We start from the raw sequence: 26,595 nt of genomic DNA, 5'->3' as shown, positions 1-26,595 counted from the left end.
TGGTTGGCATGAGCAGGAACTTTCTTTCTGCTCACACTGGTCAATACTTGGGTGAAGGCTCTGCTTGAGATGTTCGGGGCTGCCACCATTTTATTTTTGCAGACTGCTGTTGTCCTGAACTGAAATCCGTAAGGAGAAAGGAATGCTGATTCTGACTCGCCGGGTCGGAGAGACCCTGATGGTGGGTGACGAAGTCACTGTCACCGTGTTGGGCGTTAAAGGTAATCAGGTGCGCATTGGCGTTAACGCGCCTAAAGAGGTAGCTGTGCACCGCGAAGAAATTTACCAGCGCATCCAGAAAGAGAAAGGCGAAGAACCAAGCCACTAATTTTTATCGAAATTTTGGCTTTGCAAACGGGGAAAACATGGTTATCATGCGCCCCGTGTTGCGGAGAGGTGGCCGAGTGGCCGAAGGCGCTCCCCTGCTAAGGGAGTACATCTCAAAAGGGTGTCGGGGGTTCGAATCCCCCCTTCTCCGCCATTATTTAGTGCTGTAGGCGTTGATTTAGGAGTCTGCAGTGCAAGTGTTACATGCACTCATAGCTCAGCTGGATAGAGTACTCGGCTACGAACCGAGCGGTCGGAGGTTCGAATCCTCCTGAGTGCACCAACTTGAAATGGCTTGCAGCAATGCAGGCCATTTTGTTTCAGCCAGCGGTGATCTGGTTAAAAAGCGCCATTTGCACTCATAGCTCAGCTGGATAGAGTACTCGGCTACGAACCGAGCGGTCGGAGGTTCGAATCCTCCTGAGTGCACCAACTTGAAATGGCTTGCAGCGATGCAAGCCATTTTGTTTCAGCCAGGGGTGATCTGGTTAAAAAGCGCTTTTGCACTCATAGCTCAGCTGGATAGAGTACTCGGCTACGAACCGAGCGGTCGGAGGTTCGAATCCTCCTGAGTGCACCAAACAAGAAGGGCCTGCAGCGATGCAGGCCCTTTTTTATTGCGCATGCTTTATGGCCCGCCGCCCAGCGGGGTGTCGTTGTACGACGTCAAAAGTGACTATTGGTCATTTTTTACTCGCCGATTTTCGTTTGGCCTTGCCTTTGACGCAGCCGGCTTCATCGAAGCTGACGTTGCGCTTGTTGCCTTTCTTGCCCTGGTAAACGTAACGCGTCTGGCCGTTCTGTTCGGTGACCTTGTCGGGCCTGCCAAGGCTGCTCTCGACGTCGCTGCGGTTCATGCCCAGGCGTATCTGCTGTTTGATGATGGCGGCGCGTCGTTCGCTGCTGCTCAGGAGATTGCCGCAGCCGTCCTGCTTCACTCCGATCACTGTCAGCTCATACTCATCTTTCTTCTTGCTTTCGCGGCTGGCCTTGCGCGGTTTGGCCAAAGGCACTGGTTTACCGCTGCCGGGTGTGGGGTTATAGGCTTGTTGCAGGCTTTGGCTGTGTTCGTTGGGGCAACCCTGGCGGGTGAAGGTGACGTGGCCTTTGGCGTCTTCGCAGCGAAATACGGTTGAGCTGAGTGTGGGCAGCGGGCAAAGCAGAATGGCGCAGAAAGCTGCGCAGCGCAGTTCATGCATGGTGCGTCCTCCGTGACGGTCCATGTGCAAGGGTAGTCGATGCCTTTGTCCGCGCCAGGCGTGCCTTTGCCAGTGCCAGGCACGTCGCAGTTACAGATGTGCAAGTGCGCTTAAGTTTGTCGTGCAAGCGCTTGTTCTAGGATTGTTTTTGTCACATGCAAAGCGCCTGGGCGGTGGTATCATTCGCCGCGTCAGCCCCGCCGGGGCTTGTGGAAAACCACCATGGACTTACCCAGTAGTTACTCTGAATCTCGATTGTGCAATCACGTGTTGACTGATTGACCCTCTGTGGCGTGCGCTGCCGCTGGGGGTGGAGCGCGCCATGACTGAAGTAGAAGCAAAAAAGCCGCAAGAAAGCCTGCAAAATCGCCTGGCCCAGGTGGTCGAGCTGTTGCATCGGCACAAGCTGGTTGAAGACCTGACTCATCGTCAGGAAGGCCAGCACCACGACCGCGTGGAAAACCTGGTGCATCGGCAGAACCTCGCCGAATTGCAACGCAAGCTCGATGAGCTGCACTCCGCCGACGTTGCCCACATCCTTGAAGCCTTGCCGCTTGATGACCGCCTGACTGTATGGCAACTGGTCAAGGTCGAGCGCGACGGCGACATCCTCCTTGAAGTGTCCGATGCAGTGCGCGAAACACTGCTCGCGGACATGGACGACCACGAAATTCTCGCGGCGGCCAGGGACATGGACGCCGATGAGCTGGCCGACCTGGCCTCCGAGCTGCCGCGCGATGTCGTGCATGAGCTGATGGAAACCCTCGATGCGCAGCAGCGTGAGCGTGTGCGTTCGGCGTTGTCCTACGAGGAAGATCAGGTCGGCGCGCTGATGGACTTCGAGATGGTCACCATCCGCGAGGACGTCAGCCTGGAAGTGGTGTTGCGCTACCTGCGCCGCCTCAAGGAGCTGCCAGGGCACACCGACAAATTGTTTGTGGTCGATTATGACGGCGTGCTCAAGGGCGTGTTGCCGGTCAAACGCCTGTTGGTCAATGACCCGGAGAAGCTGGTCAGCGAGGTCATGGCCACCGACCCGGTGAGTTTCCACCCGGATGAGGATGGCTACGACGCCGCGCAGGCGTTCGAGCGTTACGACCTGATTTCTACGCCTGTCGTGGACAAGAATGGCAAGTTGATCGGCCGTTTGACCATCGATGAGATGGTCGACCTGATTCGTGAGGAGAGCGAAAGCGAAGTCCTCAATATGGCCGGTCTGCGTGAGGAAGAAGACATCTTCGCCTCGGTGTGGAAATCCCTGCGCAACCGCTGGGCCTGGCTGGCGATCAACCTGGTCACAGCCTTTATGGCGTCGCGGGTGATCGGTCTGTTCGAGGATTCCATCGAGAAACTGGTGGCCCTGGCGGCGCTGATGCCGATTGTTGCGGGCATCGGTGGCAATTCGGGTAACCAGACCATCACCATGATCGTGCGCGCCATGGCGCTGGATCAGGTCAGTACCGGCAATACCTCGCGGCTGATCCGCAAGGAGCTGGGCGTGGGTCTGGTTAACGGTATCGTCTGGGGTGGGGTGATTGGCGTGGTGGCCTACCTGCTCTACGACAGCTGGTCGCTGGGCGTGGTGATGACGGCCGCGATGGTGCTCAACCTGCTGCTGGCCGCGCTGATGGGGGTGTTGATCCCCATGACGCTGGTGCGTATGGGGCGTGATCCAGCCTTGGGCGCCAGTGTGATGATCACAGCGGTCACCGATAGCGGTGGTTTCTTTATCTTCCTGGGCTTGGCCAGTCTGTTTCTGCTCTAGGTCGATGGCGCATTTTCTACAGTAAGTGTCTCATTGGCCTGTGCTGGGTTTGCTTCAAACGCTCGTTTCACGCTAAGGTTCGCCAGCTTTGCCCGGGATCTGCTCCCGGGCGCTCCTATCTAATAATTAATGCAGCTCATATGAAGCTACTAATGGAGCCAAGATGACCCCTAGTGAACTCCTGCTCGAGGGTGTCGAGCTCATGCTGTTCGGCATGGGCACCGTATTCCTCTTTCTGATGCTGTTGGTGTTGATGATCCGCGTGATGTCGTGGGTTATCGAGCGTTTCGCCGAAAAGACACCCATTCCCGTATCCGTGCCATCGGCAGTCAAGCCGGCCTCTGACGAGCCGAGCGCTGATGTGTTAGCCGCTATCCAATCCGCTATTCACCAGCACCGTGCCCGTCGCGGGTGAGTCAGGTTTGACAGGGAGCATCTGTATGACAGCTGTAAAGAAAGCACTCGGAATTACTGATGTAGTGCTGCGTGACGCCCACCAGTCGATCCTGGCCACCCGTGTGCGCCTGGAAGACATGTTGCCGATCGCGTCCAAGCTGGATCAGGTCGGTTTCTGGTCCGTGGAGTCTTGGGGTGGCGCGACCTTCGATGCGTGCATCCGTTACCTGGGTGAAGACCCGTGGCACCGTATCCGCGAGCTGAAAAAAGCCATGCCCAACACCCGCCAGCAAATGCTGCTGCGCGGGCAGAATCTGCTGGGTTATCGCCATTACGCCGATGACGTGGTGGAAAAATTCGTCGAGCGCGCCGCCTTCAATGGTGTCGATGTGTTCCGCGTGTTTGACGCGATGAACGATCCGCGCAACCTGCAGACCGCGCTCAAGGCCGTCAAGCAGTTGGGCAAGCACGCTCAGGGCACCATCTCTTACACCACCAGCCCGGTGCATACCCTGGAAATGTGGGTCGACCTGGCCAAGCAGATCGAAGACATGGGCGCCGACTCGGTGGCGATCAAGGACATGGCCGGTATTCTGACGCCCTACACCGCGTTCGAACTGGTGACTCGCCTGAAGGCAACCCTGTCTATCCCCGTGCATATGCAGTGCCATGCCACGGCAGGGCTGTCATCCGTGGCCATTCTCAAGGCCGTGGAGGCCGGCATCGACAATGTCGACACCGCTATTTCCTCGTTGTCGATGACCTATGGCCATTCGCCGACTGAGTCTGTGGTTGCGATGTTCCAAGGCACTGAGCGCGATACCGGGCTTAACCTGGAGCTGCTCGAAGAAATTGCCGCCTACTTCCGTGAAGTACGGAAGAAGTACGCCAAGTTCGAGGGCAACCTCAAGGGTGTCGACTCGCGGATTCTGGTTGCCCAGGTTCCTGGCGGCATGTTGACCAATATGGAAGGCCAGCTGAAAGAGCAGGGCGCCCAGGACAAGTTCGACGAAGTGCTCGCCGAGATTCCGCGTGTACGTGAAGACCTCGGCTTTATCCCGCTGGTGACTCCGACCTCGCAGATTGTTGGTACCCAGGCGGTGATCAACGTGCTGACCGGTGAGCGTTACAAGTCGATCACTAAGGAAACCGCCGGCATTCTGAAGGGTGAATACGGCGCAGCGCCGGCGCCTTTCAATAAAGAACTGCAGGCGCGGGTGCTGGATGGTGCTGAAGCCGTTACCTGCCGTCCGGCTGATCTGCTTGAAGCCGAGATGGACAAGCTAACCGCCGAGCTCAAGGGCATTGCCAAAGAGAAGGGTTTCAAGCTCGCTGTCGACGAAATCGATGACGTGCTGACCTACGCCCTGTTTCCGCAGATCGGCCTGAAGTTTCTGGAAAACCGCGGCAACCCAGCGGCCTTCGAGCCGGCACCGACCGGCAAGGAAGCGCCTGCTCGTGAAGCTGGCAAGCCTGAGGTTTACACCGTTGAAGTGGGCGGCAAGTCCTACGTGGTGCAAGTCAACGAAGGCGGCGATATCGAAGGGCTCAAAGCTGTCGGTGGTGCTAATTCCGCTGAAGCAGTAGCTGCGCCAGTGGGCGCCGGCGAGCCGCAGAATGCCCCGCTGGCCGGCAACATCTTCAAGGTACTGGTGCAGCCAGGTCATGCCGTGGAAGAAGGGCAGCTGGTGATCATCCTCGAAGCCATGAAGATGGAAACCGAAATTCGTGCGTTCAAGGCTGGCACCATCGGTTCGGTCAACGTCAAGGTGGGTGATGCGGTGGCGGTGGGCGACAGCCTGCTGACCATCGGTTAAGGGAGCGCGGTAATGGATAAGCTCCTCAAGCTTTGGCAGAGCACCGGCCTGTACCACGTCGAGCCGGGTCAGCTGTTTATGATGGCGGTATGCATCCTGCTGATCTATCTGGCGATCAAGAAGGGCTTTGAGCCGCTGCTGCTGTTGCCGATTGGTTTTGGCGGTCTACTGGCCAACATCCCGGTAGCCAATATGGCCGAGGGTGCGGGTTTCCTGCACATGATCTACGAGGTGGGCTTGCCCACCAGTATCTTCCCGCTGCTGATCTTCCTCGGCGTCGGCGCCATGACCGACTTCGGGCCGATGCTGGCCAACCCCAAGACCTTACTCTTGGGGGCCGCGGCGCAGTTCGGGATATTCGGCACCCTGATGGGTGCGTTGGCGCTGACGGCGTTGGGTATTCCCGGGCTTGAGTTCACCCTCAAGGAGGCTGCTTCCATCGCCATCATCGGTGGTGCCGATGGCCCTACCTCAATTTTCGTGACCTCCAAGTTGGCTCCGCATCTGCTCGGTCCGATTGCAGTGGCGGCCTATGCCTATATGGCGCTGGTGCCGTTGATTCAGCCGCCGATCATGCGTGCACTGACCACCAAGGAAGAGCGGGCTATCGTGATGCAGCAGTTGCGCCCTGTTGGGCAGGCCGAGAAGATCATCTTCCCGATCGTGCTGTGCTTGCTGATCGGTATGCTGCTGCCCGATGCTGCGCCGCTGATCGGCATGTTCGCCCTGGGTAACCTGCTGCGTGAGGCCGGTGTGGTCGAGCGTCTGGCCGACACCTCGCGCAATGCGCTGATCAATATCGTCACCATCTTCCTCGGCCTGACCGTGGGTTCGAAGTTGTCGGCGGATTCTTTCCTGCAGCTGAAAACCCTCGGCATCCTCAGTTTGGGCATGCTGGCGTTCTGCGCCGGTACCGCGGCGGGGGTGTTGATGGCCAAGCTGATGAATGTATTCAGCAGCAACAAGATCAACCCACTGATTGGCTCGGCCGGCGTCTCTGCGGTGCCGATGGCGGCGCGGGTGTCGAACAAGGTGGGGCTGGAAGCCAACCCGCAGAACTTCCTGCTGATGCACGCCATGGGTCCGAACGTGGCTGGGGTAATCGGCTCGGCAGTGGCGGCGGGTGTGCTGCTCAGCTTTGTAGGCTGACTGTCACGCGCAATAAAAAACCGCCTAAGGGCGGTTTTTTATTGCCTGCCATCCCTGGCGGCCACCTTGCAGGCCGTTGCGGAGCAACGTTAAAAATGGCTCCCGGCCATTTTTTATTGGCAGCAAAAAAACCGGCCTGGGCCGGTTTTTCTTTGTGCAGCGCAATCAGTCTTCTTCGGCAGCCATCTCGGCGTCGTGAGCAATCAATGCCACCAGGGCATTCTGCTGACGGCGTGACAGCTGGCGGAAGCGTTGCAACAACTCACGTTCGTGCAAGGACAGATCTGGGCTGTCCAAGCGCATGTTGAGGTCATCACCCAGAGCGCTTTCCTGGAGCATGCTTTGCTCAAGGCGAGCAATGATCTCCGAGTTCATGCTGCGGTGATGGTTACGTGCGACATCCGCAATGCGTTCGCGCATGCCATCGGGCAGACGAACTACGAATTTGTCAGCGGTACGGCTGGAATAGAGTGCTGGTTTCATAGGGCGCGTACATTAAACCGGTTAGTTTAGGAAAGCGATACTGGCAATGGGCTATAGGATTGTCACCGGTTTGACCGCCTATAGCACTAACCGTTCAGCCAGAAAGCCGCTTAGATCAAGTATGACTCTACAGTCGCTTGGTCGGTAAATTGACGCCAATTGCGTGTCGCATTTTGCGGTGAGTAAAGGCGTTATGCCAGCACCAGTCATCAGAAATGCGCCGTGCTGTGCAAAAAGCAAGGAAATTCACCCTCGCGTAGAAAAAACTTCAAGCAATGGTCACGTAAGTGTCACGGCCCATTAATCGGCCTGACACAGGATTTGCCTACCTTGGTCTACACCAGAAGGCGGCTTCACGCCGCGGTGTAACCGCTAATAAGAAGGAGGCATTCCATGAGCGCAGTGATCCGGGTTGAGAGCCTGAACAAAACGTTCGGCCGCAAGCAGGCGCTGTTTGATCTGGCGCTGTCCGTAGAGCCCGGTGAAATGGTGGCGCTGATCGGAGCCTCGGGTTCCGGCAAGTCGACCTTGCTGCGTCATGTTGCCGGCCTGGCCTGCTGCGATCGCAGCGGCGGTGGCAGCATTCAAGTGCTGGGCCGTGAAGTGCAGGCCGCAGGCCGGCTGAATGGCGAAGTGCGCCGTCTGCGTGCTGACATCGGTTACATCTTCCAGCAGTTCAATTTGGTCGGCCGTCTCAGCGTGCTGCAGAACGTGCTGCTTGGTTGCCTGGGGCGCATGCCGCGCTGGCGCGGCACCCTCGGCCTGTTCAATGCCGAAGAAAAGCAACGTGCGCTGCAGGCCCTGGCCCGTGTTGGCCTGGCGGATCTGGCGCAGCAGCGCGCCTCGACCCTGTCCGGCGGCCAGCAGCAGCGTGTGGCGATTGCCCGCGCCCTGTGTCAGCGCGCCAAGGTAATCCTGGCCGACGAGCCGATTGCCTCGCTCGACCCCGAGTCAGCGCGCAAGGTCATGCAGATTCTTGCCGACATCAACCGTGAAGACGGCACCACCGTGGTGGTCACCCTGCATCAGGTTGATTACGCCATGCGCTATTGCCAGCGCGCAGTGGCGTTGAAAGCGGGGCGTATTCATTACGACGGCGCCGCGGCGGAGCTGCATGCCAACTTCCTTAACGATCTTTACGGGGCCGAGCTGCTAGACGAGCCGCAAACCGCTGAGAAACCGCGCCGTGCGCGCAAACCGAAAGTCCCGCTGGCTCTGGCCAAAGCCTGAGCCGCCCCCTGTTATGCCAACCCCTGTATGTCCATCTGCACTAGGAGTGCTTTGCATGTTCAAACGTATCAGTCGCGTTCTCGCCGCGTCCACGCTGCTGGCCGGTTCGGTTCTGGGCGCCGCCCAGGCCGCTGAGCAGGAAATCAATTTCGGCATCATCTCCACCGAGTCCTCGCAGAACCTGAAAAGCATGTGGGACCCCTTCCTGGCAGACATGAGCCAGCAGACCGGCCTGAAGATCAAAGCCTTCTTCGCCCCTGACTACGCCGGGATCATCCAGGGCATGCGTTTCGACAAAGTCGACATGGCCTGGTACGGCAACAAGGCCGCGATGGAAGCGGTGGACCGTGCCAACGGACAGATCTTCGCCCAGACCGTCGCGGCCAACGGCACTCAGGGCTATTACAGCCTGATGGTGGCGCACAAGGACAGCCCGATCAATTCGATCGAAGACATGCTGAAAAACGCCAAGACCCTGACCTTCGCCAACGGCGACCCGAACTCCACCTCGGGCTATCTGGTACCGGGCTACTACGTGTTCGCGCAGAACAATGCCGACGCCAACAAAATCTTCAAGCGCGCGCTCAACGGCAGCCATGAAGTCAACGCCCTGTCGGTGGCCAACAAGCAGGTCGATGTCGGCACCTTCAACAGCGAAGGCATGGAACGTCTGCAAGTGACTGCGCCTGACAAGGCCGCTCAGTTGAAAGTGATCTGGACCTCGCCGCTGATCCCGTCCGACCCGATGGTATGGCGCAAGAATCTGGACGACGCCACCAAGAACAAGCTGCGTGACTTCTTTATGACCTATGGCGACGAGCCGGCCGAGCAGAAAGTCCTGGCTGGTCTGCAGTGGGCCAAGTTCAAGGCGTCCGATGACGATCAGCTGCTGCCGATCCGCCAGCTGGAACTGTTCAAGAAGCGCACCGAAGTGGCCAACAGCGACAAGCTCAACGCTGATGACAAGCAGGCGCAGCTCAAGGAGCTGGATGCCGAGCTGGCCAAGCTGGAAAAGCGCATGGCTGAAATCGCCAAGCAAAGCCCTGCCAGCGCTGGTTAATCGCAGTGCTCGACCCGCCGCCCACGGCGGGTCGTTTTCTTCTGCCGCTTGATTCGAGATGTTGTTATGACCACTTTGACCACCGCACCTACGCCCGACCTGATTGCCAAGCGTTCCTGGCTGCAGCTGATCGGCTGGGGGCTGTTCTTCGTTGTGTTGGCCTGGTCCTGGCAGGGCGCGGAAATGAATCCGCTGGCGCTGATCCGTGACTCCAGCAACATGGCGACCTTTGCCGCGGACTTCTTTCCGCCCGATTTCAGCGACTGGGAGCTGTACCTCAAGGAAATGATCGTCACCGTGCAGATCGCCCTGTGGGGCACGGTGCTGGCGATTGTTCTGGCTATTCCGCTGGGCATTCTCTGCTCGGAAAACATCGTGCCGTGGTGGGTCTACCAGCCGATCCGTCGAGTGATGGACGCCTGCCGTTCGATCAATGAAATGGTCTTCGCCATGCTCTTCGTGGTGGCGGTTGGCCTGGGGCCGTTCGCCGGGGTGTTGGCGCTGTTTATCGGCACCACCGGGGTGCTGGCCAAACTCTTTGCCGAGGCGGTTGAGGCCATCGATCCAGGCCCGGTTGAAGGCGTACGCGCCACCGGCGCCAGCGCGCTGCAGGAAGTTATCTACGGGGTGATTCCGCAGGTTTTGCCGCTGTGGATTTCCTACTCGCTGTACCGCTTCGAATCCAACGTGCGCTCGGCAACCGTGGTCGGCATGGTCGGCGCCGGCGGCATTGGGGTGATTCTCTGGGAAGCGATTCGCGGCTTCCAGTTCGCCCAGACCTGCGCCCTGCTGATCGTGATCATCCTGGTGGTCAGTCTGCTGGACATCATTTCGCAGCGCCTGCGTAAACAATTTATCTGACGGAGAGCGGGCATCTGCGGATGCCCTTTATTAGCCATGCACTTGTCTAGACAACCTGAGCCACTGTACCGCGAACTGGCTGCCGTGCTGCGTGATGAGCTGCAGCGCATGAGCCCTGGCGATTACCTGCCGGCCGAGGTGCAGTTGGCCGCGCGTTTTGCCGTCAACCGCCACACCCTGCGCCGCGCGGTGGATGAGCTGGTACTCGAAGGCCGCCTGCTGCGCCAGCAGGGCAAGGGTACGCGGGTGTTGGCCAAGCCGCTGATTTATCCGATGCAGGCTGGCAGTGCCTACAGCGCTTCGCTTTCGGCGCTTGGTCACAAAGTCGAAGCGCAGCTTCTGGAAAGTCGCCTGCGCCCGGCCGGTTGCGAGGAGCGTGAGTACCTGCAACTGCCCAGTGGTGCGCAACTGCTGGAGCTGAGCACCCTGCGCCTGATTGAAGGCCAGCCGGTCAGCCTGATTCGACATGCCTTCAGCACCGAATACGCCGAGCTGCTGGCCGACTACCAGGGCGGCTCGCTGCGCCAGTACCTCAGCCTGCGCGGACTGCCATTGACCCGCACCTTCAGCCTGATCGGCGCGCGCCTGCCCAGCCGTGATGAGGCCGCGCGGCTGTTGATGCCCAAGCATGCACCGCTGCTTAGCGTGCAAACCCTTTCCCGCAATCTGGCCGGACGGCCGGTGGAGCTGTCGTTATCGACCAGCCGCGCCGACCGCTTCCAGTACCAGCTCGCCCTTTGATGGAGGCTCGTTGATGAACCGCGCACGACCGCAAAGCAACCTGCTGCACAGCGATCCGCAGATCGCCATTCGCCAGCGCTGGATGGGCGTACTCGCCCGTGCCGGTGGCCAACTGGCGACCTACGAGTCGGCGTTGAAGGAAGCTGACTATCGCCTTATCCGCGCCCCGGAAATTGGCATGACCCTGGTACGCGGGCGCATGGGCGGCACCGGCAGCCCGTTCAACCTCGGCGAGATGAGCGTGACCCGTTGCGTGGTGCGCCTGGCCGATGGCCGCACCGGTTACAGCTACGTGGCCGGGCGCGACAAGCAGCATGCCGAACTGGCGGCTCTGGCCGACGCGCATTTGCAGGGCAGTGAACAGCCGCACTGGCTGAGCCGACTGATCGAACCCCTGGCAGCTGCACAGCACGCCCAACAGGCGGCCAAGGCTGCCGAAACCGCCACCACTCAGGTGGAATTTTTTACCTTGGTCAGAGGAGAAGACTGATGAACGCGGCGAATAGCTCGCAATGGCTGCAACCGGCCTTCAATGACCCGGTGCTGGATGCGCAGACCAGCTTTCGCAGCGCCCTCAAGGCGCTGGCTGAGCCAGGCCTGATACAACCGCTTAACCGCGCCCTGGCCCTGGAAAACCTGCAACCGGCTACTTACGCCCTGTGCCTGGCGTTTCTCGATGGAGACACGCCGCTGTGGCTGGCGCCGTGTTTCGACACCCCGGCGATCCGCGCCAACCTGGCCTTTCACTGCGGCTGCCCGATTGTCGCTGAGCGCGAACTGGCGCTGTTTGCCCTGCTCGATGAAAGCGAGCTGACGGACCTGTCGGATTTCGACAATGGTAGCGAACGCTACCCGGACCAGTCCTGCACCCTGCTGATCCAGCTCGACGCCCTCAGTAATGGCGCAGCCCTTCGCTGGCGTGGGCCGGGCATCAAGGACGTACGCAGCGTCGAGTTGCCGCTGCCGGCGGTGTTCTGGCAGCAGCGCCAGGCACGCAGTGCGTTTCCCCGTGGCCTGGATGCCTTCTTCGCCGCTGGTGAGCAGGTCATCGGCCTGCCGCGCAGCACCCGTGTGCTGCTCAATGCCGAGGAGGCTGCCTGATGTACGTCGCCGTCAAAGGTGGTGAACGCGCCATCGACAATGCCCATTTACTGCTGGCGAAAAAGCGCCGTGGTGATACGTCCATACCTGAACTCAGTGTCGAACAGGTGCGCGAGCAGATGCCCCTGGCCGTAGCGCGAGTGATGAGCGAAGGCTCGCTGTACGACCCACAACTGGCAGCACTGGCGATCAAGCAGGCGGCCGGCGACCTGATGGAAGCGATCTTCCTGCTGCGCGCCTACCGCACCACGCTGCCGCGCTTCGGTGCCAGCGCCGCGCTGGACACCACGCAGATGCAGCTGAGCCGGCGCATCTCGGCCACCTTCAAGGACCTGCCCGGCGGCCAACTGCTCGGCCCGACCTTCGACTACAGCCACCGCCTGCTGGATTTTGCCCTGCTGGCCGAGGGCGAACAGCCTGGGCCGCAAGTTGATCCGCAGGCTGAACTGTCGCCGTGCCCACGGGTGCTGGATTTTCTCGCCGACGAAGGCTTGATGGCCCGCGAGGCGGATGACGGCGCCGCTGTGCCGGATATCACCCGCGAGCCGCTGGACTTTCCTGCCAGCCGGGCCCAGCGCCTGCAAGCCCTGGCCCGTGGTGATGAAGGCTTTTTGCTGGCGCTGGGTTATTCCACCCAGCGCGGCTACGGCCGTAATCACCCCTTTGCCGGGGAGATCCGCATTGGCGAGGTCGAGGTCTGGCTGGAGCCGGAAGAACTCGGTTTTGCCGTACCGCTGGGCGATATCGAAGTGACCGAGTGCGAGATGGTCAACCAGTTCGTTGGTGAGAGTGCCGAGCAGGCGCAGTTCACCCGTGGTTACGGCCTGGCCTTTGGCTATGCCGAGCGCAAGGCCATGGGCATGGCCCTGGTCGACCGTTCGCTGCGTGCGGGGGAGTACAACGAGGAGGTCGAAGGCCCGGCGCAGCAGGAAGAGTTTGTGCTGATGCACTGCGACAACGTTGAGGCCGCCGGCTTCGTCTCGCACCTGAAATTGCCGCACTACGTCGACTTCCAATCCGAGCTGGAGCTGATCCGCAAACTGCGCAAGCAGGCCAGCGAACAGCCCGCCGCCGAGGAGCAACGCGCATGAATGCCCAGGCCCAAACACAGTACGCAACTGAGGTCGGCTACAACTTTGCCTACCTCGATGAGCAAACCAAACGCATGATCCGCCGTGGCCTGCTCAAGGCCGTGGCGATTCCTGGTTATCAGGTGCCCTTCGGTGGCCGCGAGATGCCGCTGCCCTATGGCTGGGGCACCGGCGGTATGCAGCTGACCGCGGCGATTCTTGGCGCTGACGATGTGCTCAAGGTGATCGACCAAGGCGCGGATGACACCACCAACGCGGTGTCGATCCGGCGGTTCTTCGCCCGCACCGCCGGGGTCAAAACCACCACCCGTACCCCCGAAGCGACGGTGATCCAGACCCGCCACCGCATTCCGGAAACTGCGCTGAGTGGCGATCAGATCATGGTCTATCAGGTGCCGATCCCTGAGCCGCTGCGCTTTATCGAACCCTCGGAAACCGAGACCCGCACCATGCACGCGCTGGAAGACTACGGCGTGATGCACGTGAAGCTGTACGAGGACATCGCCACCTTCGGCCATATCGCCACCAGCTACGCCTACCCGGTGACGGTGGATGAGCGCTACGTGATGGACCCATCGCCGATCCCCAAATTCGACAACCCCAAGCTGCACATGAGTCCGGCGCTGATGCTGTTCGGCGCTGGCCGCGAGAAGCGCCTGTATGCCGTGCCGCCGTTTACTCGGGTGGTGAGTCTGGACTTCGAAGATCACCCATTCGAGATCCAGCGTTGGGACGAATGCTGCGCCTTCTGTGGCAGCCAGGATTCCTACCTCGACGAGCTGATTGTCGACGACGCCGGGACCAAGCGCTTCGTCTGCTCTGACACCGATTACTGCATGCAACGCCGTGACCTTGAAGAGGAGGGCGAGCAATGAGTGCTGCCGAGAAAATGCACCTGCACACCGACACGGCGCAGCCGCTGTTCAGCGTGCGCGATCTGACCCGCTTGTACGGCCTGGAGAAAGGCTGCCAGGGCGTGTCGTTCGATCTGTATCCGGGCGAAGTGCTGGGCATTGTCGGCGAGTCTGGCTCGGGCAAGTCGACCCTGCTTAGCCTGCTTTCCGGGCGCTGCCCGCCGGATCGCGGTTCAGTCAGTTATCGCGATACGGCCGGCAACTGGGTCGATCTATACAGCGCCAGCGAGGCGCAGCGGCGCACGCTGCTGCGTACCGAGTGGGGCTTTGTCGAGCAGAACCCGCGTGACGGGCTGCGCATGGGCGTGTCGGCCGGGTCCAATATCGGCGAGCGGCTGATGGCCCAGGGTGTGCGCCATTACGGCGAACTGCGCGCGGCTGGCATCGACTGGCTGAAACAGGTGGAGATCGACCCGCTGCGCATCGACGACCTGCCGCGCACCTTCTCCGGTGGCATGCAGCAGCGCTTGCAGATCGCCCGAAACCTGGTTTCCAGCCCACGGCTGATCTTTATGGACGAGCCCACCGGCGGCCTCGATGTATCGGTGCAGGCGCGTCTGCTCGACCTGTTGCGCGGCCTGGTGCGCGAGCTGGACCTGGCGGTGGTGATCGTCACCCACGACCTGGCGGTGGCGCGTCTGCTGGCGGACCGGCTGATGGTGATGCGCCGCTCCCATGTGGTCGAGGCCGGTCTCACTGACCAGATTCTCGATGACCCGCAGCATCCCTATTCGCAGCTGCTGGTGTCGTCTGTCCTACAGCCCTGACGTGTGCGTAGCCCGGATTGCATGCGGGCTGCCGGTCAATATGAGGTCAATCATGAATACGCTTATCGAGGTCTCCAGCCTCAGCAAGACCTTCACCCTGCATCAGCAGCACGGCGTGGTGCTGAACGTGTTGAGCGGGCTGCATTTCAGCGTGCGCGCCGGCGAGTGCCTGGTGCTGCATGGCCAATCCGGTGCCGGCAAGTCGACCTTGCTGCGCACCCTATACGGCAACTATCTGGCCGCTGGCGGCAGCATTCGCGTGTTGCACAACGGCGAATGGGTCGAACTGGTCGGTGCCGAGCCGCGCCAGGTGCTGGCGGTACGCCGGCAGACTCTGGGCTATGTCAGCCAGTTTCTGCGGGTGATTCCCCGGGTCGCCACTCTGGATGTGGTGATGGAACCGGCCCTGGCCCGTGGCTGGAGCAAGGCTGACGCCGAAGCGCGGGCGAAAAGCCTGCTCAGCCGCCTGAATATCCCCCAGGCCTTGTGGCAGCTGGCCCCTGGCACCTTCTCGGGCGGCGAGCAGCAGCGGGTGAATATCGCCCGCGGCTTTATGGTCGCCTGGCCGTTGATGCTGCTGGACGAACCCACCGCCTCCCTGGACGACGCCAACCGCCAGGTGGTGCTGGAACTGATCGATGAAGCCAAGGCCGCCGGTAGCGCGCTGATCGGCATCTTCCACGACCGCGCCGCCCGTGAGGCGGTGGCCGATCGTTACCTTGATATGAGCCAGGACATGAGCGCTGCGGCGCAGCAGGAGTACGTATATGCCGGTTGAACAGATTCTTACCAATGCGCGGATCGTCACCGCCGAGCAGGAGTTTGTCGGCACCCTGGTGCTGCGCGACGGGCTGATTGCTCAAGTAGAAGAGGGCGTTAGCGGTTTGCCCCAGGCGCAGAACTTGAACGGTGATTATCTGCTGCCCGGACTGGTCGAGCTGCACACCGACAACCTGGAAAAATACATGAGCCCACGGCCGGGGGTGGATTGGCCATCGGCTTCGGCAGTGCTGACCCACGATGCGCAGATCGCCTCGGCGGGCATCACCACGGTGTTCGATGCCCTGGCAATTGGCGACGTAAACCCACGCGGCAAACGCATGCAGCAGCTGCCGGCGATGCTCGAAGCGATTGCTTCAGCAGCAGCGGCCGGGCATATGCGCGCCGATCACCGCCTGCACCTGCGCTGCGAGGTCTGCCATCCGGAGACCCTCGCGGTGTTTCGCGATCTGGTCGAGCACCCGCTGGTACAACTGGTCTCGGTGATGGACCACGCGCCGGGCCAGCGCCAGTTCGCCAAGGAAGACAAATACCGCGAGTACTACATGGGCAAGTACCACCTCAGCGAAGCGGAGATGGATGCCTTTATCGTCGAGCAGGTGGGTAACTCGCGGCAGTACAGCGACCGTCAGCGCCGCAGTATCGTTACCGACTGCCAGGCCCGTGGTATTTCCGTGGCCAGCCACGATGACGCGACCCTTGCCCATGTGCAGGAGTCGGCTGGTTTCGGCATGTCCATCGCCGAATTTCCCACCACCCTGGAAGCCGCCAAGGCCAGCCACGAGCTGGGTCTGAAGGTGCTGATGGGCGCGCCGAATATCGTGCGCGGCGGTTCACACTCGGGCAATATCGCCGCCGCTGAACTGGCTCAGCAGGGTGTGCTGGATATCCTCTCCAGCGACTACTACCCGGCCAGCCTGCTGCAGGCTGCTTTGCTGCTGGCCGGGCAGGACAACGGCTATGATCTGCCGCGTGCGATTGCCACCGTCAGCCGCGTGCCGGCACAGGCGGCGGGGCTGCATGATCGCGGCGAAATCCGCGTCGGCCTGCGTGCCGACCTGGTGCAGGCGCAGGTGCATGCGGGTCAGGCGGTGATCCAGCAAGTCTGGCGACAAGCGAAAAGGGTGTTCTGATGACAGGCCGGTTGATCTATCTGATGGGGCCTTCGGGCTCGGGCAAGGACAGCCTGCTGAATGCCGCGCGTGAGCGCCTGGCCGAACGGGGTTGTGTGATCGCCCGACGGATCATCACCCGCTCGGCGGAAGCGGTGGGTGAGGACGCCATCGGCGTGTCGCCGGCCGAGTTCGACCAGCAGGAAGCCGCCGGCGCCTTTGCCCTGAGCTGGCACGCCAACGGCCTGGCCTATGGCATTCCCCGGCAGATCGACGACTGGCTGGCGGCGGGGCAGGACGTGCTGGTCAACGGTTCGCGGGCGCACTTGCCATACGCTTTGCAGCGTTACCCCGATCTGATCGGCGTGTTGCTCTCGGTCGAGCCTGAGGTGTTGCGTGAACGCTTGCTCAGGCGCGGCCGCGAGAACATTGAGCAGATTGAGCAGCGACTGGCGCGTAATGCTCAGTTCGATGCCGCCAGCGCCGAGTGTGATGGCCTGCATCTGCTGGATAACTCCGCATCGATTGAGCGCGCCGGGGACAACCTGCTGGCACTCATCGGAGCCAGCCGCGCATGCGCCTGACCCTGCTCGGCACCGGCGATGCCCGTCAGGTGCCGGTGTACAACTGCAGCTGCGCGGCCTGCAACAGCGCACGGGTTTACCCCGCGCGGCGCCGTGGCCCCTGTTGCGCGCTGATCGAATGTGGCGCGCAGCGCTGGCTGATCGACTCGGGGCTGACCGATTTGTGCGAGCGCTTTCCGCCCCATAGCCTGAGCGGCATTCTGCAAACCCATTACCACGCTGATCACGCACAGGGCTTGCTGCACCTGCGCTGGGGGCAGGGGCTGATTATTCCGGTGCATGGCCCGGATGATCCAGAAGGCTTGGCCGACTTGTACAAGCACCCCGGCATTCTCGATTTCAGCCAGCCGTTTGCCGCCTTCGAGCGGCGGCAACTGGGTGAGCTCAGCGTCACGGCGCTGTCGCTTAATCACTCCAAACTGACCTTTGGTTATCTACTGGAAGGCTTAACGGCGAGTGGCGAACAGCGGCGTATCGCCTATCTGACCGACACCCTCGGCGTGCCGGAAGCCAGCGCCGAGGTGCTGCGCCAGCAGCCGCTGGATCTGCTGGTGCTGGATTGCTCCACCGCACCGCAACCCATCGCCCCGCGCAACCACAACGACCTGACCCGCGCGCTGGAGGTGGTCGAGCAGCTGCAACCCAGGCAAACCGTGCTGACCCATATCGGCCATAGCTTCGACGCCTGGTTGCTGGATAACCCCAGCGCCTTGCCAGCTGGCGTAAGCCTGGCTTTTGACGGGCGAGTGTTATGAATAACGCCCGCCGCATCACCCTGCTGCTGTGCGGCGCGGAAACCTTGGGCATGGCGGGCTTTGCCTTGTTCGCCGCCTTGCTGCCCGACTTTCAAGCGTTGTGGGGGCTGAACAACACGCAGGCGGGCTGGATCGGTGGCGGCTTCTTTCTCGGTTACATGGTGGCAGTGCCGATCCTGACTGGGCTGACCGATAAATACGATGCGCGGCTGATCTACCTCGCCGCGATGTTGCTGACTGCCGTGGCCAATGCCGGCTTTGTCTTTGCCGATGGCTTTTGGTCCGCACTGGCCTGGCGTGTGCTGGCGGGCGTTGGCCTGGCCGGCACCTATATGCCGGGGCTCAAGGCGCTGTCCGAACGGATCGAAGGGCCGGCGCAGTCGCGCGCGGTGGCGTTCTATACCGCGAGCTTCGGCTTGGGCACGGCGCTGTCGTTTATCCTCGCCGGCGAGCTGGCCAAATTCGGCGGCTGGCAGCTGCCGACGCTGCTCAGCGGTGTTTGCGCCTTGCTGGCCTGGGCCATGGTCTATTGGGGCTTGCAGCCAAAAGCGCTGGTGCAGCATGCGCCGCGCAAGCTGCTGGATCTGGCCCCGCTGAAAAACCGTGCGGTGGCGGCTTACTGCCTGGCGTATGCGGTGCATAACCTTGAGCTGTTTGCCCTGCGCGCCTGGGTGGTGGCCTTTGTGGTGTTCTCCGGGCACTTGCAGGGCAGCGATCCCTGGCTGTCGGGCACCTGGGTGGCGATGCTGGTGACCCTGATCGGCATGCCCGCGAGCATCTTCGGCAACGAGCTGGCGCTGCGTTTCGGTCGGCAGCGTTGGCTGATCGCGGTGATGCTCAGCTCGACGGTGCTGGCGCTGTTTATCGGCCTGAGTGCGGCCTTGCCGTTCTGGCTGATGCTGGTGCTGGTGTTGCTCTACAGCATCACTGTCACCGCCGACTCGTCATCCTTGACGGCTGGTCTGATCGCCGTAGCCCCAGCCAGCCACCGCGGCACGGCCATGGCACTGTATTCCTGCACCGGCTTTAGTGGTGCCTTTCTCGGGCCGCTGCTGTTTGGCATCAGCCTGGATGTGCTGGGTGACAAGAGTCTGATCGGCTGGTGGGCGGCCTTTGCCCTGATGGGCCTGCTATTGCTGCTCGGCCCGCTGGCATTGTGGTGGGCGGGCAAAGCGCAGTCGGAACGCACCCTGCGCCAGCCGCGTGCGGAGGCGGCATAGGCAAGGCGATCCCGCGCCTTAATCCAGCGGCAACTCGGTGGTGCGTTTGACCTCGCTCATGGCGATATGCGAGTGCGCTTCGTGCACATGGGGGCGTTGCAGCAGGTGGTCGCGCAGAAAGCGTTCGTAGCTGGCGATGTCCTTGGCCACCACCTTGAGCAGGTAATCCGAGCCGCCGGCCATGGTGAAGCACTCCAGCACCTCGGGGTAACCGACCACGGCGCGCTCGAATTCTTCCAGGTTGCTGCGCCCGTGCGCCGACAGCTTGATATCGACAAATACGGTGATGCTGAAGCCCAGCTGCTTGTGGCTGAGCAGGGCCACCTTGCGCTCGATAATGCCGTCTTCCTGCATACGATGAATCCGCCGCCAGCAGGGCGATTGTGACAATTCCACCTTTTCGGCGATCTCGGCGGCGGAGAGGTCGGCGTTGTGTTGCAGCAGACGGAGAATTTTCCGATCAATGGGGCTGAGCAAGTCCTGCATGATTGTTCCTGAATTCTTGTATTTATTGGAAAGGTCATGCGCAGTATTGGCTTTTCATCCCGAAAATAGAAAGAAAATCTCCGTACTGCTCAGTCATATTCTTGGCCATGCGCCTTGTGGGGTGATCCCGCACTAGGCTTAACAAGGGTGGCATTCACCGTTGCCAACCCAGCTCTCGATAAAAATAACAGGAGCACCACCATGTCTCTGGCCGAGATCCGCCTGGATGACAAGTACCGCCTTGCTACCGGTCACCTCTACCTGACCGGCACCCAGGCGCTGACCCGCCTGCCCATGCTGCAGAAGCAACGCGACGCAGCTCATGGCCTGAATACCGCGTGCTTTATTTCCGGCTACCGTGGCTCGCCTTTGGGCAACCTCGACAAGAGCCTGTGGGACGCCAAGCAGTACCTCAAAGACAATCACATCCACTTCCAGCCAGGCGTCAACGAAGAGTTGGCCGCCACCTCGGTGTGGGGCAGCCAGCAGACCAGCCTGTTCCCCGGTGCGCGCTACGACGGCGTATTCGCCATGTGGTACGGCAAGGGCCCGGGCGTGGACCGCTGCGGCGATGTGTTTAAGCACGGCAACTCGGCCGGCGTTTCCGAGCATGGCGGCGTGCTGCTGCTGGCCGGCGACGACCATGGCTGTAAGTCATCCAGCATCGCCAACCAGAGCGAGCATGCGTTTATCGCTGCCTCGATTCCGGTGCTCAACCCGGCCAACGTTCAGGAAATTCTCGATTACGGCATCATCGGCTGGGAGCTTTCGCGCTACAGCGGTTGCTGGGTAGCGCTGAAAACCATCGCCGAAAACGTCGATTCTTCCGCCGTGGTGGATGTCGATCCGCTGCGCATGCAGGTGAAGATTCCGGAGGACTTCCAGCTGCCGGAAGACGGCGTGTATATCCGCTGGCCGGACCCGCCCCTGGCCCAGGAAGCGCGCCTCAACACCTACAAAATCTACGCCGCCCGCGCCTTTGCGCTGGCCAACAACCTTAACCAGATCAAGCTCGATTCACCCAACCCGCGTCTGGGCATTATCACCACCGGCAAGTCCTATCTGGACGTTCGTCAGGCCCTGGATGACCTCGGTCTGGATGAAGCGTTGTGCGCCCAGGTCGGCCTGCGCGTGCTCAAGGTCGGCATGAGCTGGCCGCTGGAGCCGGTGTCGGTGCATGAGTTCGCCGAGGGTCTGGACGAGATTCTGGTGGTCGAGGAAAAACGCAGCATCATCGAAGACCAGCTCACCGGTCAGCTCTACAACTGGCCCGTGGGCAAGCGCCCGGTCGTGGTGGGCGAGTTCGACGAGGCCGGCCATTCGCTGCTGCCGAATCTCTCCGAACTGACCCCGGCGATGATCGCCCGCGCCATCGCCAAGCGCCTCGCGCCGATCTACAGCAGCGCCAGCATCGACGAGCGTCTGGCCTTCCTGGCGGCCAAGGAAGCATCGCTGGCAGCGCCCAAGCACACCACTGTGCGCACCCCGCATTTCTGCTCCGGTTGCCCGCACAACACCTCGACCAAACTGCCGGAAGGCAGCCGCGCCCAGGGCGGCATCGGTTGCCACTACATGACCCAGTGGATGGACCGTAACACCGATACTTTTACCCAGATGGGCGGCGAGGGCGCGACCTGGATCGGTCAGGCGCCGTTTACCGACACCCCGCATATCTTCCAGAACCTCGGTGACGGCACCTACTTCCACTCCGGCCAGTTGGCCCTGCGTGCGTCCGTGGCTGCCGGGGTGAATATCACCTACAAGATTCTCTACAACGACGCCGTGGCCATGACCGGCGGCCAGCCCATCGACGGCGAGCTGCGCGTCGATCAACTGAGCCAGCAGGTGTACGCCGAAGGGGTGAAACGCATCGCCCTGGTTACCGACGAGCCGGAGAAATACCCAACCCGCAACACCTTCGCGCCCATCGTCACCTTCCACCATCGCCGTGACCTGGATGCCGTGCAGCGTGAGCTGCGCGAGTTCCAGGGCTGCTCAGTGATCATCTATGACCAGACCTGCGCCACCGAGAAACGTCGTCGGCGCAAGCGCGGCAAGCTGGTTGATCCGCAGAAGCGCGCCTTTATCAACCCTGCGGTGTGTGAGGGTTGTGGCGATTGCAGCGTCAAGTCCAATTGCCTCTCAGTGCTGCCGCTGGAAACCGAACTGGGGCGCAAGCGCGAGATCGACCAGAACTCCTGCAACAAGGATTTCAGCTGCGTTGAAGGCTTCTGCCCAAGCTTTGTCACCGTGCACGGCGGCAGCCTGCGCAAACCCACGGCCGTCGGCCTGGGCGCGCTATTTATCGCCTTGCCGGAGCCGCGCCAACCCGCGCTGGATCGTCCCTGGAATATCCTCCTGCCGGGTGTTGGCGGCAGCGGTGTCACCACCGTCGGCGCATTGCTCGGCATGGCTGCGCATATCGAAGGCAAGGGCTGCAGCGTGCTCGATCAGGCTGGCCTTGCGCAGAAATTCGGCCCGGTGATCACCCATATTCGCGTTGCCGCCAAACAGGACGATATCTTCGCCGTGCGCATCGCCGCCGGGGAAACCGACCTGCTGCTGGGTTGCGATCTGGTGGTGTCTGCCAGCGAAGAGGCCCTGGCCAAGCTGAACGACAAGATCGCCCACGCGGTGGTCAACAGCCATGAAGCGGCCACCGCCGAATTCACCCGCAACCCCGATGCCCAAGTACCTGGCGCGGCCATGCGCGAGGCGCTGATCGAAGCGGTCGGCGCGAGCAAAACCCACTTTGTCGATGCCAGCCGCCTGGCCACCCGCCTGCTCGGCGACAGCATCGCCACCAACATGTTTATGCTCGGTTTCGCTTACCAGAAGGGCCTGGTGCCGGTTTCCTCCGAGGCCATCAACAAGGCCATCGAGCTTAACGGCGTGGCCGTGCAACTTAATCAGCAGGCATTCCTTTGGGGCCGTCGCGCCGCCCATGATGCGGTCGCCGTGGAACGTCTGGCCAAGCCGGAAGTGATCGAGGCGCCGCATTGCCAGACCCTGGAAGAAATCATCGCTGACCGCGTGGTGCGCCTGACGGCCTACCAGGACGCCGCCTACGCCGAGCGCTACCGCGAGCAGGTGGCGCGGGTGCAGCAGCTCGACAAGAGCGCTGACCAGGCGCTGAGCAAGGCCGTGGCGCGTTACTACTTCAAACTGCTGGCCTACAAGGACGAGTATGAAGTGGCGCGGCTGTACAGCGACGGTAGCTTTATCCGTCAGCTGGAGGCGCAGTTCAGCGGCGACTACCGTCTGGAATTCCACCTGGCACCGTCCTGGCTGAGCAAGCCCGATGCCAGCACCGGCGAGCCGCGCAAGCGTCAGTTCGGCGCCTGGATGCTCAAGGCTTTCGGCGTGCTGGCCAAGTTCAAGTTTCTGCGTGGCACGCCGCTTGACCTGTTCGGCTACAGCGCTGAGCGCAAGCTGGAGTTGGACCTGATCGACGACTACGAGCAGAACCTGGACTACCTGCTCAAGGAACTCAACGTCGACAACTACCGCACCGCGCTGGCCCTGGCCGAGCTACCGGAGCAGATCCGCGGCTATGGCCACGTCAAGGAACGCAGCCTGGCCAAGGTGCGCGAGCAGAGCAGCCAGCTCAAAGCGCGCATGCTGGTTAGCGAGATCCAGGCCGTGCAGTTGTTCGAGCCGGCTGCATAACAAACCCCTGACGCTTATAACCTTCACCCTCTCCCTTAACCGGGAGAGGGCGACCTCTTACAACAAAAAAACGAGGCACCTATTTCCGTGTTTTCCCATATCGATTTCGACCACCACGAGCAGGTGGTCTACGGCCACGACAAGGCCAGCGGCCTGCGGGCGATTATCGCCATTCACAACAGCAACCTCGGCCCGGCCCTCGGCGGTTGCCGCATGTGGCCCTACGCCAATGACGATGAAGCGCTGCGCGATGTGCTGCGCCTGTCGCGTGGCATGACCTATAAATCGGCCCTTGCCAACTTGCCGCTGGGGGGCGGCAAGGCAGTGATCATCGGCGACCCGCATACCGGCAAGAGCGCGGCGCTGTTCCAGGCCATGGGTGATTTTGTCGACAGCCTCGGCGGGCGCTATATCACGGCCGCCGACTCCGGCACCGGCGTTGCGGAAATGCAGATCATGGCCGAGCGCACGCGCCACGTATCCGGCGCCGAGCTGCGCGAAGCGTTCGCTGGCGGCACGCGCAATGGCGATCCGTCACCGTCCACCGCTTACGGGGTGTTTATCGGCATCCAGACCGCAGTCAAACACCGCCTGGGCCGTGATGATCTGCACGGTTTGAAAGTCGCGATCCAGGGGGTAGGGCAGGTGGGCTTCGACCTGGCGCGCCAGCTGAAAGCCGCCGGCGCCGAGCTGTGGGTTACCGATATCGTCGAAGCCAATGTGCGTCGCGCGGTCGAGCAACTGGGCGCAACCGCTGTCAGCCAGCAGGCGATTTTCGGCCTGGATGTCGATGTATTCGCGCCATGCGCCATGGGCGGCATTATCAACCAGCAAACCCTGGAAGCCCTGCGCGCGCCAATTATCGCCGGGGCCGCCAACAACCAGCTGGCCGATGCCAGCCTGGCGGAAACCCTGCGCCGCAACGAATGCCTGTACGCACCGGATTACGCGATCAATGCCGGTGGCATTATTGATGTTTACTACGGTCGCAGTGGTGGCAGCGCCGCACAGCTCAAGGCGCATATCGAAGGCATCGGCGCGACCCTGGAACAGATCTTCCAGCGCGCCGATGCGGCGAGCAAAACCACCGTAGAAATCGCCGATCAGCTGGCCGAAGAGCGCTTCGGCCGTTAAAGCAGCTAAATGTTGATCAGCATTGCTGGCAGGTTCGGCGAAAACCGTAGGAGCGGGCCATGCCCGCGATGCTTTCAGGTCAACAGCGATTCGCCAGCATGGACTAGGCGTCGCCGCCGCGACAAAGGCCTTTGGCAGCTGCTTACTCCAGCATCAGCGCCAAACTAATCCCATGCGGCTTAAAGCCTAGGTTGGCATAAAAAGCATGGGCGGCCTCACGGCTCTGGCTGCTGGACAGCGCGACCTTGTAACACCCCCAGGTGCGGGCGCGCTCGATGGCTTTGCCCATCAGCGCCTGGCCAATCCCCAGGCCGCGCGCCTCAGTATCCACCACCACATCTTCAAGAATCGCCGAGCGGGCAAAGTTGTGCGCCAGGTGCTCAATCAGGTTGACCGTGCAGGTGCCGAGCAACTTGCCGTCACGCTCGGCCACCAGCACCACACGGCTCACTGGCAGCTCGCTCAGGCGCAACGCCAGCAGCTTGGCATCGGCGCGCGGCTCATCGGGCGCTAGCTGCTGCAGCAAGGCAGCCAGGGCAGCGGCATCGTTAACGCTGACCGCACGCAGGTGAAAATCGGCAAAAGGCGAATCCGGCAGATGATGCGAAGCAGCGGGGCGCATGGCGATCTCCTCTCCTTATGACAACCGGTTGGCAGTCAGTTGGCAGTATGGCGCCGAGATGATGGCAGCGGCATGACAAACGCCTGCGGTCTCGCTAAGATGCCGCCCGCTGGTGGCCCGTCTATCCAGCCTCAGTTCCCATAGTTCAATGGATAGAATAAGCCCCTCCTAAGGGCTAGATACTGGTTCGAATCCAGTTGGGAACGCCATCTTTCCTGTGCTTGCACAGTCACTGTGTGAACCTCAGTTTAATCAGGTGTTCTGCTCATCGCTTTGATCACGCTGCAACTGGCTTACAGAAAAATGCCCGCATAAAGCGGGCATTTTTGTTTAAAGCCTGTGCTTTAGTTACCGCGGTAGGTCGAAAAGCCGTAAGGGCTGAGCAGCAACGGTATGTGATAGTGCGGCACGGTGCCGTCGACTTCGAAGATCACCGGCACTTCAGGGAAGAAGCTCGCCGTGGCGTGTTTCTTGAACCACTCTCCTGTCTTGAACGTCACGCGGTAGGTGCCTTTCTCCAGGGCTTTATCTTCCGGGTACAGGGCGGTAATGCGGCCTTGTTCGTTGGTTGCGCCGCTGTTGAGCATGTTCCAGTTTTTACCGTCCTTTTTTTCCAGGGTCACGTTGACTTCAGGCGAAGGCAGACCGTCTTGCAGGTTCAGCACGTGCACGCTCAGCGGGTTACCAGCTGCCAGGGCCAGGGATGAAAGGCCGCTGAGGACAGCGCCGGCAAACAGGGTTTTCAGCAGTTTCATGGTGTGACTCCTAATCAGTGAGTGGTAGGTAAAACTTGGGCAATGGCTTTCAGGGCGCAGCCTTCATCAATTTCGGCACCGCCAGCACCGGCTACGCCGATTGCCCCGATGACCTGATCGCCCACCTTCAATGGCACGCCGCCACCGAGCAGCAGCAGCTCATCGAGGGTGTTGAGGTTCTCGGCATCCGGGTTGTTGCGGGCACGCTCAGACAGCAGGCGTGTCGCGGTTTTAGTTGACAGGGCGGTAAAGGCTTTGCGCTGCGCCGCCACGGTGTTGTGCGGGCCGACATTGTCATCACGCTGCACCGCAACCAGGTTGCCGCCGCGGTCGACTACGGCGGCAACGCCGGTACGTCCCTCGGCATGGCACGCGGTCAGCGTCGCGCTGAGCAGGTCGTTGGCCAGGGCCAGGGTTACGTCTTGGCGCTGAGCAACCTTCTCGTTGGCGGCCCATGCGGCAGAAGAACCCATGGCCAGTGCGAGTAATGACAAGGTGGCGGTGCGAAGTAACATATCGGTCTCCAGGGTTGGGCTCAGCTGAGCGATGGGTGACCATGCTGCCCAAGCGTCACCGT

At 61.3% G+C, this 26,595-nt stretch carries 27 protein-coding genes and 5 tRNA genes; 26 read left to right on the top strand and 6 right to left on the bottom strand.

Features of this window, described 5'->3' with window-relative positions; translation table 11 throughout:
• Nucleotides 1–142 precede the first annotated feature (142 nt).
• The 5 genes from csrA (at nt 143) to ALTER154_RS14610 (ending at nt 907) form a co-directional block, all read left to right on the top strand.
• Nucleotides 143–328, top strand: a complete 186-nt coding sequence (gene csrA, locus ALTER154_RS14630) for a carbon storage regulator CsrA (protein ID WP_025165378.1) — start codon at nt 143–145, stop codon at nt 326–328.
• Between the two features lie 62 nt (nt 329–390).
• A tRNA-Ser gene (locus ALTER154_RS14625) sits at nt 391–481 on the top strand.
• Between the two features lie 52 nt (nt 482–533).
• Nucleotides 534–610: transfer RNA gene (locus tag ALTER154_RS14620), tRNA-Arg, on the top strand.
• A gap of 72 nt (nt 611–682) precedes the next feature.
• Nucleotides 683–759, top strand: a tRNA-Arg gene (locus ALTER154_RS14615).
• Nucleotides 760–830: 71 nt separating this feature from the next.
• Nucleotides 831–907, top strand: a tRNA-Arg gene (locus tag ALTER154_RS14610).
• A gap of 103 nt (nt 908–1,010) precedes the next feature.
• Here ALTER154_RS14610 and ALTER154_RS14605 read toward each other — a convergent pair.
• Nucleotides 1,011–1,526 (bottom strand): DUF4124 domain-containing protein, encoded by a 516-nt coding sequence (locus tag ALTER154_RS14605; RefSeq protein ID WP_160088109.1) that lies wholly within the window; start codon nt 1,524–1,526, stop codon nt 1,011–1,013.
• Between the two features lie 322 nt (nt 1,527–1,848).
• Between ALTER154_RS14605 and mgtE the strand changes: the two genes are divergently transcribed.
• From mgtE to ALTER154_RS14585, 4 genes are all read left to right on the top strand, one after another.
• Nucleotides 1,849–3,291: a magnesium transporter gene (gene mgtE, locus ALTER154_RS14600; RefSeq protein WP_160088107.1), complete on the top strand. Its 1,443-nt coding sequence runs from the start codon at nt 1,849–1,851 to the stop codon at nt 3,289–3,291.
• A gap of 163 nt (nt 3,292–3,454) precedes the next feature.
• Nucleotides 3,455–3,706, top strand: coding sequence for an OadG family protein (locus ALTER154_RS14595; protein WP_160088105.1), 252 nt, complete (start codon nt 3,455–3,457; stop codon nt 3,704–3,706).
• Nucleotides 3,707–3,731: 25 nt separating this feature from the next.
• Complete coding sequence (gene oadA, locus ALTER154_RS14590) at nt 3,732–5,504, top strand: sodium-extruding oxaloacetate decarboxylase subunit alpha (RefSeq protein ID WP_160088103.1); 1,773 nt, start codon at nt 3,732–3,734, stop codon at nt 5,502–5,504.
• A 12-nt stretch (nt 5,505–5,516) separates the two neighbouring features.
• The gene (locus tag ALTER154_RS14585; protein WP_090251820.1) at nt 5,517–6,653 is read left to right on the top strand and encodes a sodium ion-translocating decarboxylase subunit beta; all 1,137 of its coding nucleotides are present in this window, start codon (nt 5,517–5,519) and stop codon (nt 6,651–6,653) included.
• Between the two features lie 165 nt (nt 6,654–6,818).
• Here the strand turns inward: ALTER154_RS14585 and ALTER154_RS14580 are convergent, their stop codons facing one another.
• Complete coding sequence (locus ALTER154_RS14580) at nt 6,819–7,136, bottom strand: Arc family DNA-binding protein (RefSeq protein ID WP_160088101.1); 318 nt, start codon at nt 7,134–7,136, stop codon at nt 6,819–6,821.
• Between the two features lie 393 nt (nt 7,137–7,529).
• On the opposite strand from ALTER154_RS14580, the gene phnC reads away from it, so the two are divergent.
• The 14 genes from phnC (at nt 7,530) to ALTER154_RS14510 (ending at nt 19,352) form a co-directional block, all read left to right on the top strand.
• Entirely contained in the window at nt 7,530–8,366 is an 837-nt protein-coding gene (gene phnC, locus ALTER154_RS14575) for a phosphonate ABC transporter ATP-binding protein (RefSeq protein WP_160088099.1), read from the top strand.
• Nucleotides 8,367–8,421: 55 nt separating this feature from the next.
• The gene (gene phnD, locus ALTER154_RS14570) at nt 8,422–9,426 is read left to right on the top strand and encodes a phosphonate ABC transporter substrate-binding protein (RefSeq protein ID WP_090251828.1); all 1,005 of its coding nucleotides are present in this window, start codon (nt 8,422–8,424) and stop codon (nt 9,424–9,426) included.
• Nucleotides 9,427–9,492: 66 nt separating this feature from the next.
• Nucleotides 9,493–10,287 (top strand): phosphonate ABC transporter, permease protein PhnE, encoded by a 795-nt coding sequence (gene phnE / locus ALTER154_RS14565; RefSeq protein WP_090251830.1) that lies wholly within the window; start codon nt 9,493–9,495, stop codon nt 10,285–10,287.
• 36 nt (nt 10,288–10,323) lie between these two features.
• Complete coding sequence (gene phnF / locus ALTER154_RS14560) at nt 10,324–11,028, top strand: phosphonate metabolism transcriptional regulator PhnF (protein WP_090251834.1); 705 nt, start codon at nt 10,324–10,326, stop codon at nt 11,026–11,028.
• A gap of 13 nt (nt 11,029–11,041) precedes the next feature.
• The gene (phnG, locus tag ALTER154_RS14555) at nt 11,042–11,518 is read left to right on the top strand and encodes a phosphonate C-P lyase system protein PhnG (protein WP_090251837.1); all 477 of its coding nucleotides are present in this window, start codon (nt 11,042–11,044) and stop codon (nt 11,516–11,518) included.
• Nucleotides 11,518–12,129: a phosphonate C-P lyase system protein PhnH gene (gene phnH / locus ALTER154_RS14550; protein ID WP_160088097.1), complete on the top strand. Its 612-nt coding sequence runs from the start codon at nt 11,518–11,520 to the stop codon at nt 12,127–12,129. The genes phnG and phnH overlap by 1 nt, the downstream gene beginning before the upstream one ends.
• Entirely contained in the window at nt 12,129–13,220 is a 1,092-nt protein-coding gene (locus tag ALTER154_RS14545; protein WP_160088095.1) for a carbon-phosphorus lyase complex subunit PhnI, read from the top strand. Before phnH ends, ALTER154_RS14545 begins: the two co-directional genes overlap by 1 nt.
• Nucleotides 13,217–14,095, top strand: a complete 879-nt coding sequence (locus ALTER154_RS14540; protein ID WP_160088093.1) for an alpha-D-ribose 1-methylphosphonate 5-phosphate C-P-lyase PhnJ — start codon at nt 13,217–13,219, stop codon at nt 14,093–14,095. Before ALTER154_RS14545 ends, ALTER154_RS14540 begins: the two co-directional genes overlap by 4 nt.
• Nucleotides 14,092–14,901: a phosphonate C-P lyase system protein PhnK gene (gene phnK, locus ALTER154_RS14535; protein WP_160088091.1), complete on the top strand. Its 810-nt coding sequence runs from the start codon at nt 14,092–14,094 to the stop codon at nt 14,899–14,901. Before ALTER154_RS14540 ends, phnK begins: the two co-directional genes overlap by 4 nt.
• A gap of 52 nt (nt 14,902–14,953) precedes the next feature.
• A complete protein-coding gene (phnL, locus tag ALTER154_RS14530) occupies nt 14,954–15,679 on the top strand; it encodes a phosphonate C-P lyase system protein PhnL (protein ID WP_160088089.1) in 726 nt (241 codons plus the stop codon).
• Nucleotides 15,669–16,814: an alpha-D-ribose 1-methylphosphonate 5-triphosphate diphosphatase gene (locus ALTER154_RS14525; RefSeq protein ID WP_160088087.1), complete on the top strand. Its 1,146-nt coding sequence runs from the start codon at nt 15,669–15,671 to the stop codon at nt 16,812–16,814. The genes phnL and ALTER154_RS14525 overlap by 11 nt, the downstream gene beginning before the upstream one ends.
• On the top strand, nt 16,814–17,377 hold the full coding sequence (gene phnN / locus ALTER154_RS14520) for a phosphonate metabolism protein/1,5-bisphosphokinase (PRPP-forming) PhnN (RefSeq protein WP_160088085.1): 564 nt from the start codon (nt 16,814–16,816) through the stop codon (nt 17,375–17,377). The genes ALTER154_RS14525 and phnN overlap by 1 nt, the downstream gene beginning before the upstream one ends.
• Entirely contained in the window at nt 17,368–18,132 is a 765-nt protein-coding gene (phnP, locus tag ALTER154_RS14515; protein WP_160088083.1) for a phosphonate metabolism protein PhnP, read from the top strand. The genes phnN and phnP overlap by 10 nt, the downstream gene beginning before the upstream one ends.
• Complete coding sequence (locus tag ALTER154_RS14510) at nt 18,129–19,352, top strand: nitrate/nitrite transporter (protein WP_160088081.1); 1,224 nt, start codon at nt 18,129–18,131, stop codon at nt 19,350–19,352. Before phnP ends, ALTER154_RS14510 begins: the two co-directional genes overlap by 4 nt.
• 18 nt (nt 19,353–19,370) lie before the next feature.
• Here the strand turns inward: ALTER154_RS14510 and ALTER154_RS14505 are convergent, their stop codons facing one another.
• Nucleotides 19,371–19,838, bottom strand: coding sequence for an Lrp/AsnC family transcriptional regulator (locus ALTER154_RS14505; protein WP_160088079.1), 468 nt, complete (start codon nt 19,836–19,838; stop codon nt 19,371–19,373).
• 201 nt (nt 19,839–20,039) lie between these two features.
• Between ALTER154_RS14505 and ALTER154_RS14500 the strand changes: the two genes are divergently transcribed.
• Entirely contained in the window at nt 20,040–23,507 is a 3,468-nt protein-coding gene (locus ALTER154_RS14500) for an indolepyruvate ferredoxin oxidoreductase family protein (RefSeq protein WP_160088076.1), read from the top strand.
• Nucleotides 23,508–23,588: 81 nt separating this feature from the next.
• Nucleotides 23,589–24,641, top strand: coding sequence for a Glu/Leu/Phe/Val dehydrogenase dimerization domain-containing protein (locus ALTER154_RS14495; RefSeq protein WP_160090150.1), 1,053 nt, complete (start codon nt 23,589–23,591; stop codon nt 24,639–24,641).
• Nucleotides 24,642–24,783: 142 nt separating this feature from the next.
• Here the strand turns inward: ALTER154_RS14495 and ALTER154_RS14490 are convergent, their stop codons facing one another.
• Nucleotides 24,784–25,263 carry a GNAT family N-acetyltransferase gene (locus ALTER154_RS14490; protein WP_160088074.1) on the bottom strand — a complete coding sequence of 160 codons (480 nt, stop codon included), beginning with the start codon at nt 25,261–25,263 and terminating at the stop codon, nt 24,784–24,786.
• A gap of 134 nt (nt 25,264–25,397) precedes the next feature.
• Here ALTER154_RS14490 and ALTER154_RS14485 point away from each other — a divergent pair.
• A tRNA-Arg gene (locus ALTER154_RS14485) sits at nt 25,398–25,472 on the top strand.
• A 135-nt stretch (nt 25,473–25,607) separates the two neighbouring features.
• Here ALTER154_RS14485 and uraH read toward each other — a convergent pair.
• Nucleotides 25,608–26,018, bottom strand: a complete 411-nt coding sequence (uraH, locus tag ALTER154_RS14480) for a hydroxyisourate hydrolase (RefSeq protein WP_160088072.1) — start codon at nt 26,016–26,018, stop codon at nt 25,608–25,610.
• Between the two features lie 14 nt (nt 26,019–26,032).
• Complete coding sequence (locus ALTER154_RS14475; protein ID WP_160088070.1) at nt 26,033–26,533, bottom strand: heme-binding protein; 501 nt, start codon at nt 26,531–26,533, stop codon at nt 26,033–26,035.
• Nucleotides 26,534–26,595: the final 62 nt, after the last annotated feature.

This window comes from Pseudomonas sp. 9AZ (assembly GCF_902506525.1).
In the GTDB taxonomy this organism is placed as follows: Bacteria; Pseudomonadota; Gammaproteobacteria; order Pseudomonadales; family Pseudomonadaceae; genus Aquipseudomonas; species Aquipseudomonas peli.
The sequence above is the reverse complement of the archived record's forward strand: the minus strand, read 5'-3'. Positions and strand labels throughout refer to the sequence as shown.

Coding starts and splice junctions, on each gene's coding strand:
- csrA (WP_025165378.1), top strand. CDS start 143: ATGCTGATTCTGACTCGCCGGGTCGGAGAGACCCTGATGGTGGGTGAC.
- ALTER154_RS14605 (WP_160088109.1), bottom strand. CDS start 1,526: ATGCATGAACTGCGCTGCGCAGCTTTCTGCGCCATTCTGCTTTGCCCG.
- mgtE (WP_160088107.1), top strand. CDS start 1,849: ATGACTGAAGTAGAAGCAAAAAAGCCGCAAGAAAGCCTGCAAAATCGC.
- ALTER154_RS14595 (WP_160088105.1), top strand. CDS start 3,455: ATGACCCCTAGTGAACTCCTGCTCGAGGGTGTCGAGCTCATGCTGTTC.
- oadA (WP_160088103.1), top strand. CDS start 3,732: ATGACAGCTGTAAAGAAAGCACTCGGAATTACTGATGTAGTGCTGCGT.
- ALTER154_RS14585 (WP_090251820.1), top strand. CDS start 5,517: ATGGATAAGCTCCTCAAGCTTTGGCAGAGCACCGGCCTGTACCACGTC.
- ALTER154_RS14580 (WP_160088101.1), bottom strand. CDS start 7,136: ATGAAACCAGCACTCTATTCCAGCCGTACCGCTGACAAATTCGTAGTT.
- phnC (WP_160088099.1), top strand. CDS start 7,530: ATGAGCGCAGTGATCCGGGTTGAGAGCCTGAACAAAACGTTCGGCCGC.
- phnD (WP_090251828.1), top strand. CDS start 8,422: ATGTTCAAACGTATCAGTCGCGTTCTCGCCGCGTCCACGCTGCTGGCC.
- phnE (WP_090251830.1), top strand. CDS start 9,493: ATGACCACTTTGACCACCGCACCTACGCCCGACCTGATTGCCAAGCGT.
- phnF (WP_090251834.1), top strand. CDS start 10,324: ATGCACTTGTCTAGACAACCTGAGCCACTGTACCGCGAACTGGCTGCC.
- phnG (WP_090251837.1), top strand. CDS start 11,042: ATGAACCGCGCACGACCGCAAAGCAACCTGCTGCACAGCGATCCGCAG.
- phnH (WP_160088097.1), top strand. CDS start 11,518: ATGAACGCGGCGAATAGCTCGCAATGGCTGCAACCGGCCTTCAATGAC.
- ALTER154_RS14545 (WP_160088095.1), top strand. CDS start 12,129: ATGTACGTCGCCGTCAAAGGTGGTGAACGCGCCATCGACAATGCCCAT.
- ALTER154_RS14540 (WP_160088093.1), top strand. CDS start 13,217: ATGAATGCCCAGGCCCAAACACAGTACGCAACTGAGGTCGGCTACAAC.
- phnK (WP_160088091.1), top strand. CDS start 14,092: ATGAGTGCTGCCGAGAAAATGCACCTGCACACCGACACGGCGCAGCCG.
- phnL (WP_160088089.1), top strand. CDS start 14,954: ATGAATACGCTTATCGAGGTCTCCAGCCTCAGCAAGACCTTCACCCTG.
- ALTER154_RS14525 (WP_160088087.1), top strand. CDS start 15,669: ATGCCGGTTGAACAGATTCTTACCAATGCGCGGATCGTCACCGCCGAG.
- phnN (WP_160088085.1), top strand. CDS start 16,814: ATGACAGGCCGGTTGATCTATCTGATGGGGCCTTCGGGCTCGGGCAAG.
- phnP (WP_160088083.1), top strand. CDS start 17,368: ATGCGCCTGACCCTGCTCGGCACCGGCGATGCCCGTCAGGTGCCGGTG.
- ALTER154_RS14510 (WP_160088081.1), top strand. CDS start 18,129: ATGAATAACGCCCGCCGCATCACCCTGCTGCTGTGCGGCGCGGAAACC.
- ALTER154_RS14505 (WP_160088079.1), bottom strand. CDS start 19,838: ATGCAGGACTTGCTCAGCCCCATTGATCGGAAAATTCTCCGTCTGCTG.
- ALTER154_RS14500 (WP_160088076.1), top strand. CDS start 20,040: ATGTCTCTGGCCGAGATCCGCCTGGATGACAAGTACCGCCTTGCTACC.
- ALTER154_RS14490 (WP_160088074.1), bottom strand. CDS start 25,263: ATGCGCCCCGCTGCTTCGCATCATCTGCCGGATTCGCCTTTTGCCGAT.
- uraH (WP_160088072.1), bottom strand. CDS start 26,018: ATGAAACTGCTGAAAACCCTGTTTGCCGGCGCTGTCCTCAGCGGCCTT.
- ALTER154_RS14475 (WP_160088070.1), bottom strand. CDS start 26,533: ATGTTACTTCGCACCGCCACCTTGTCATTACTCGCACTGGCCATGGGT.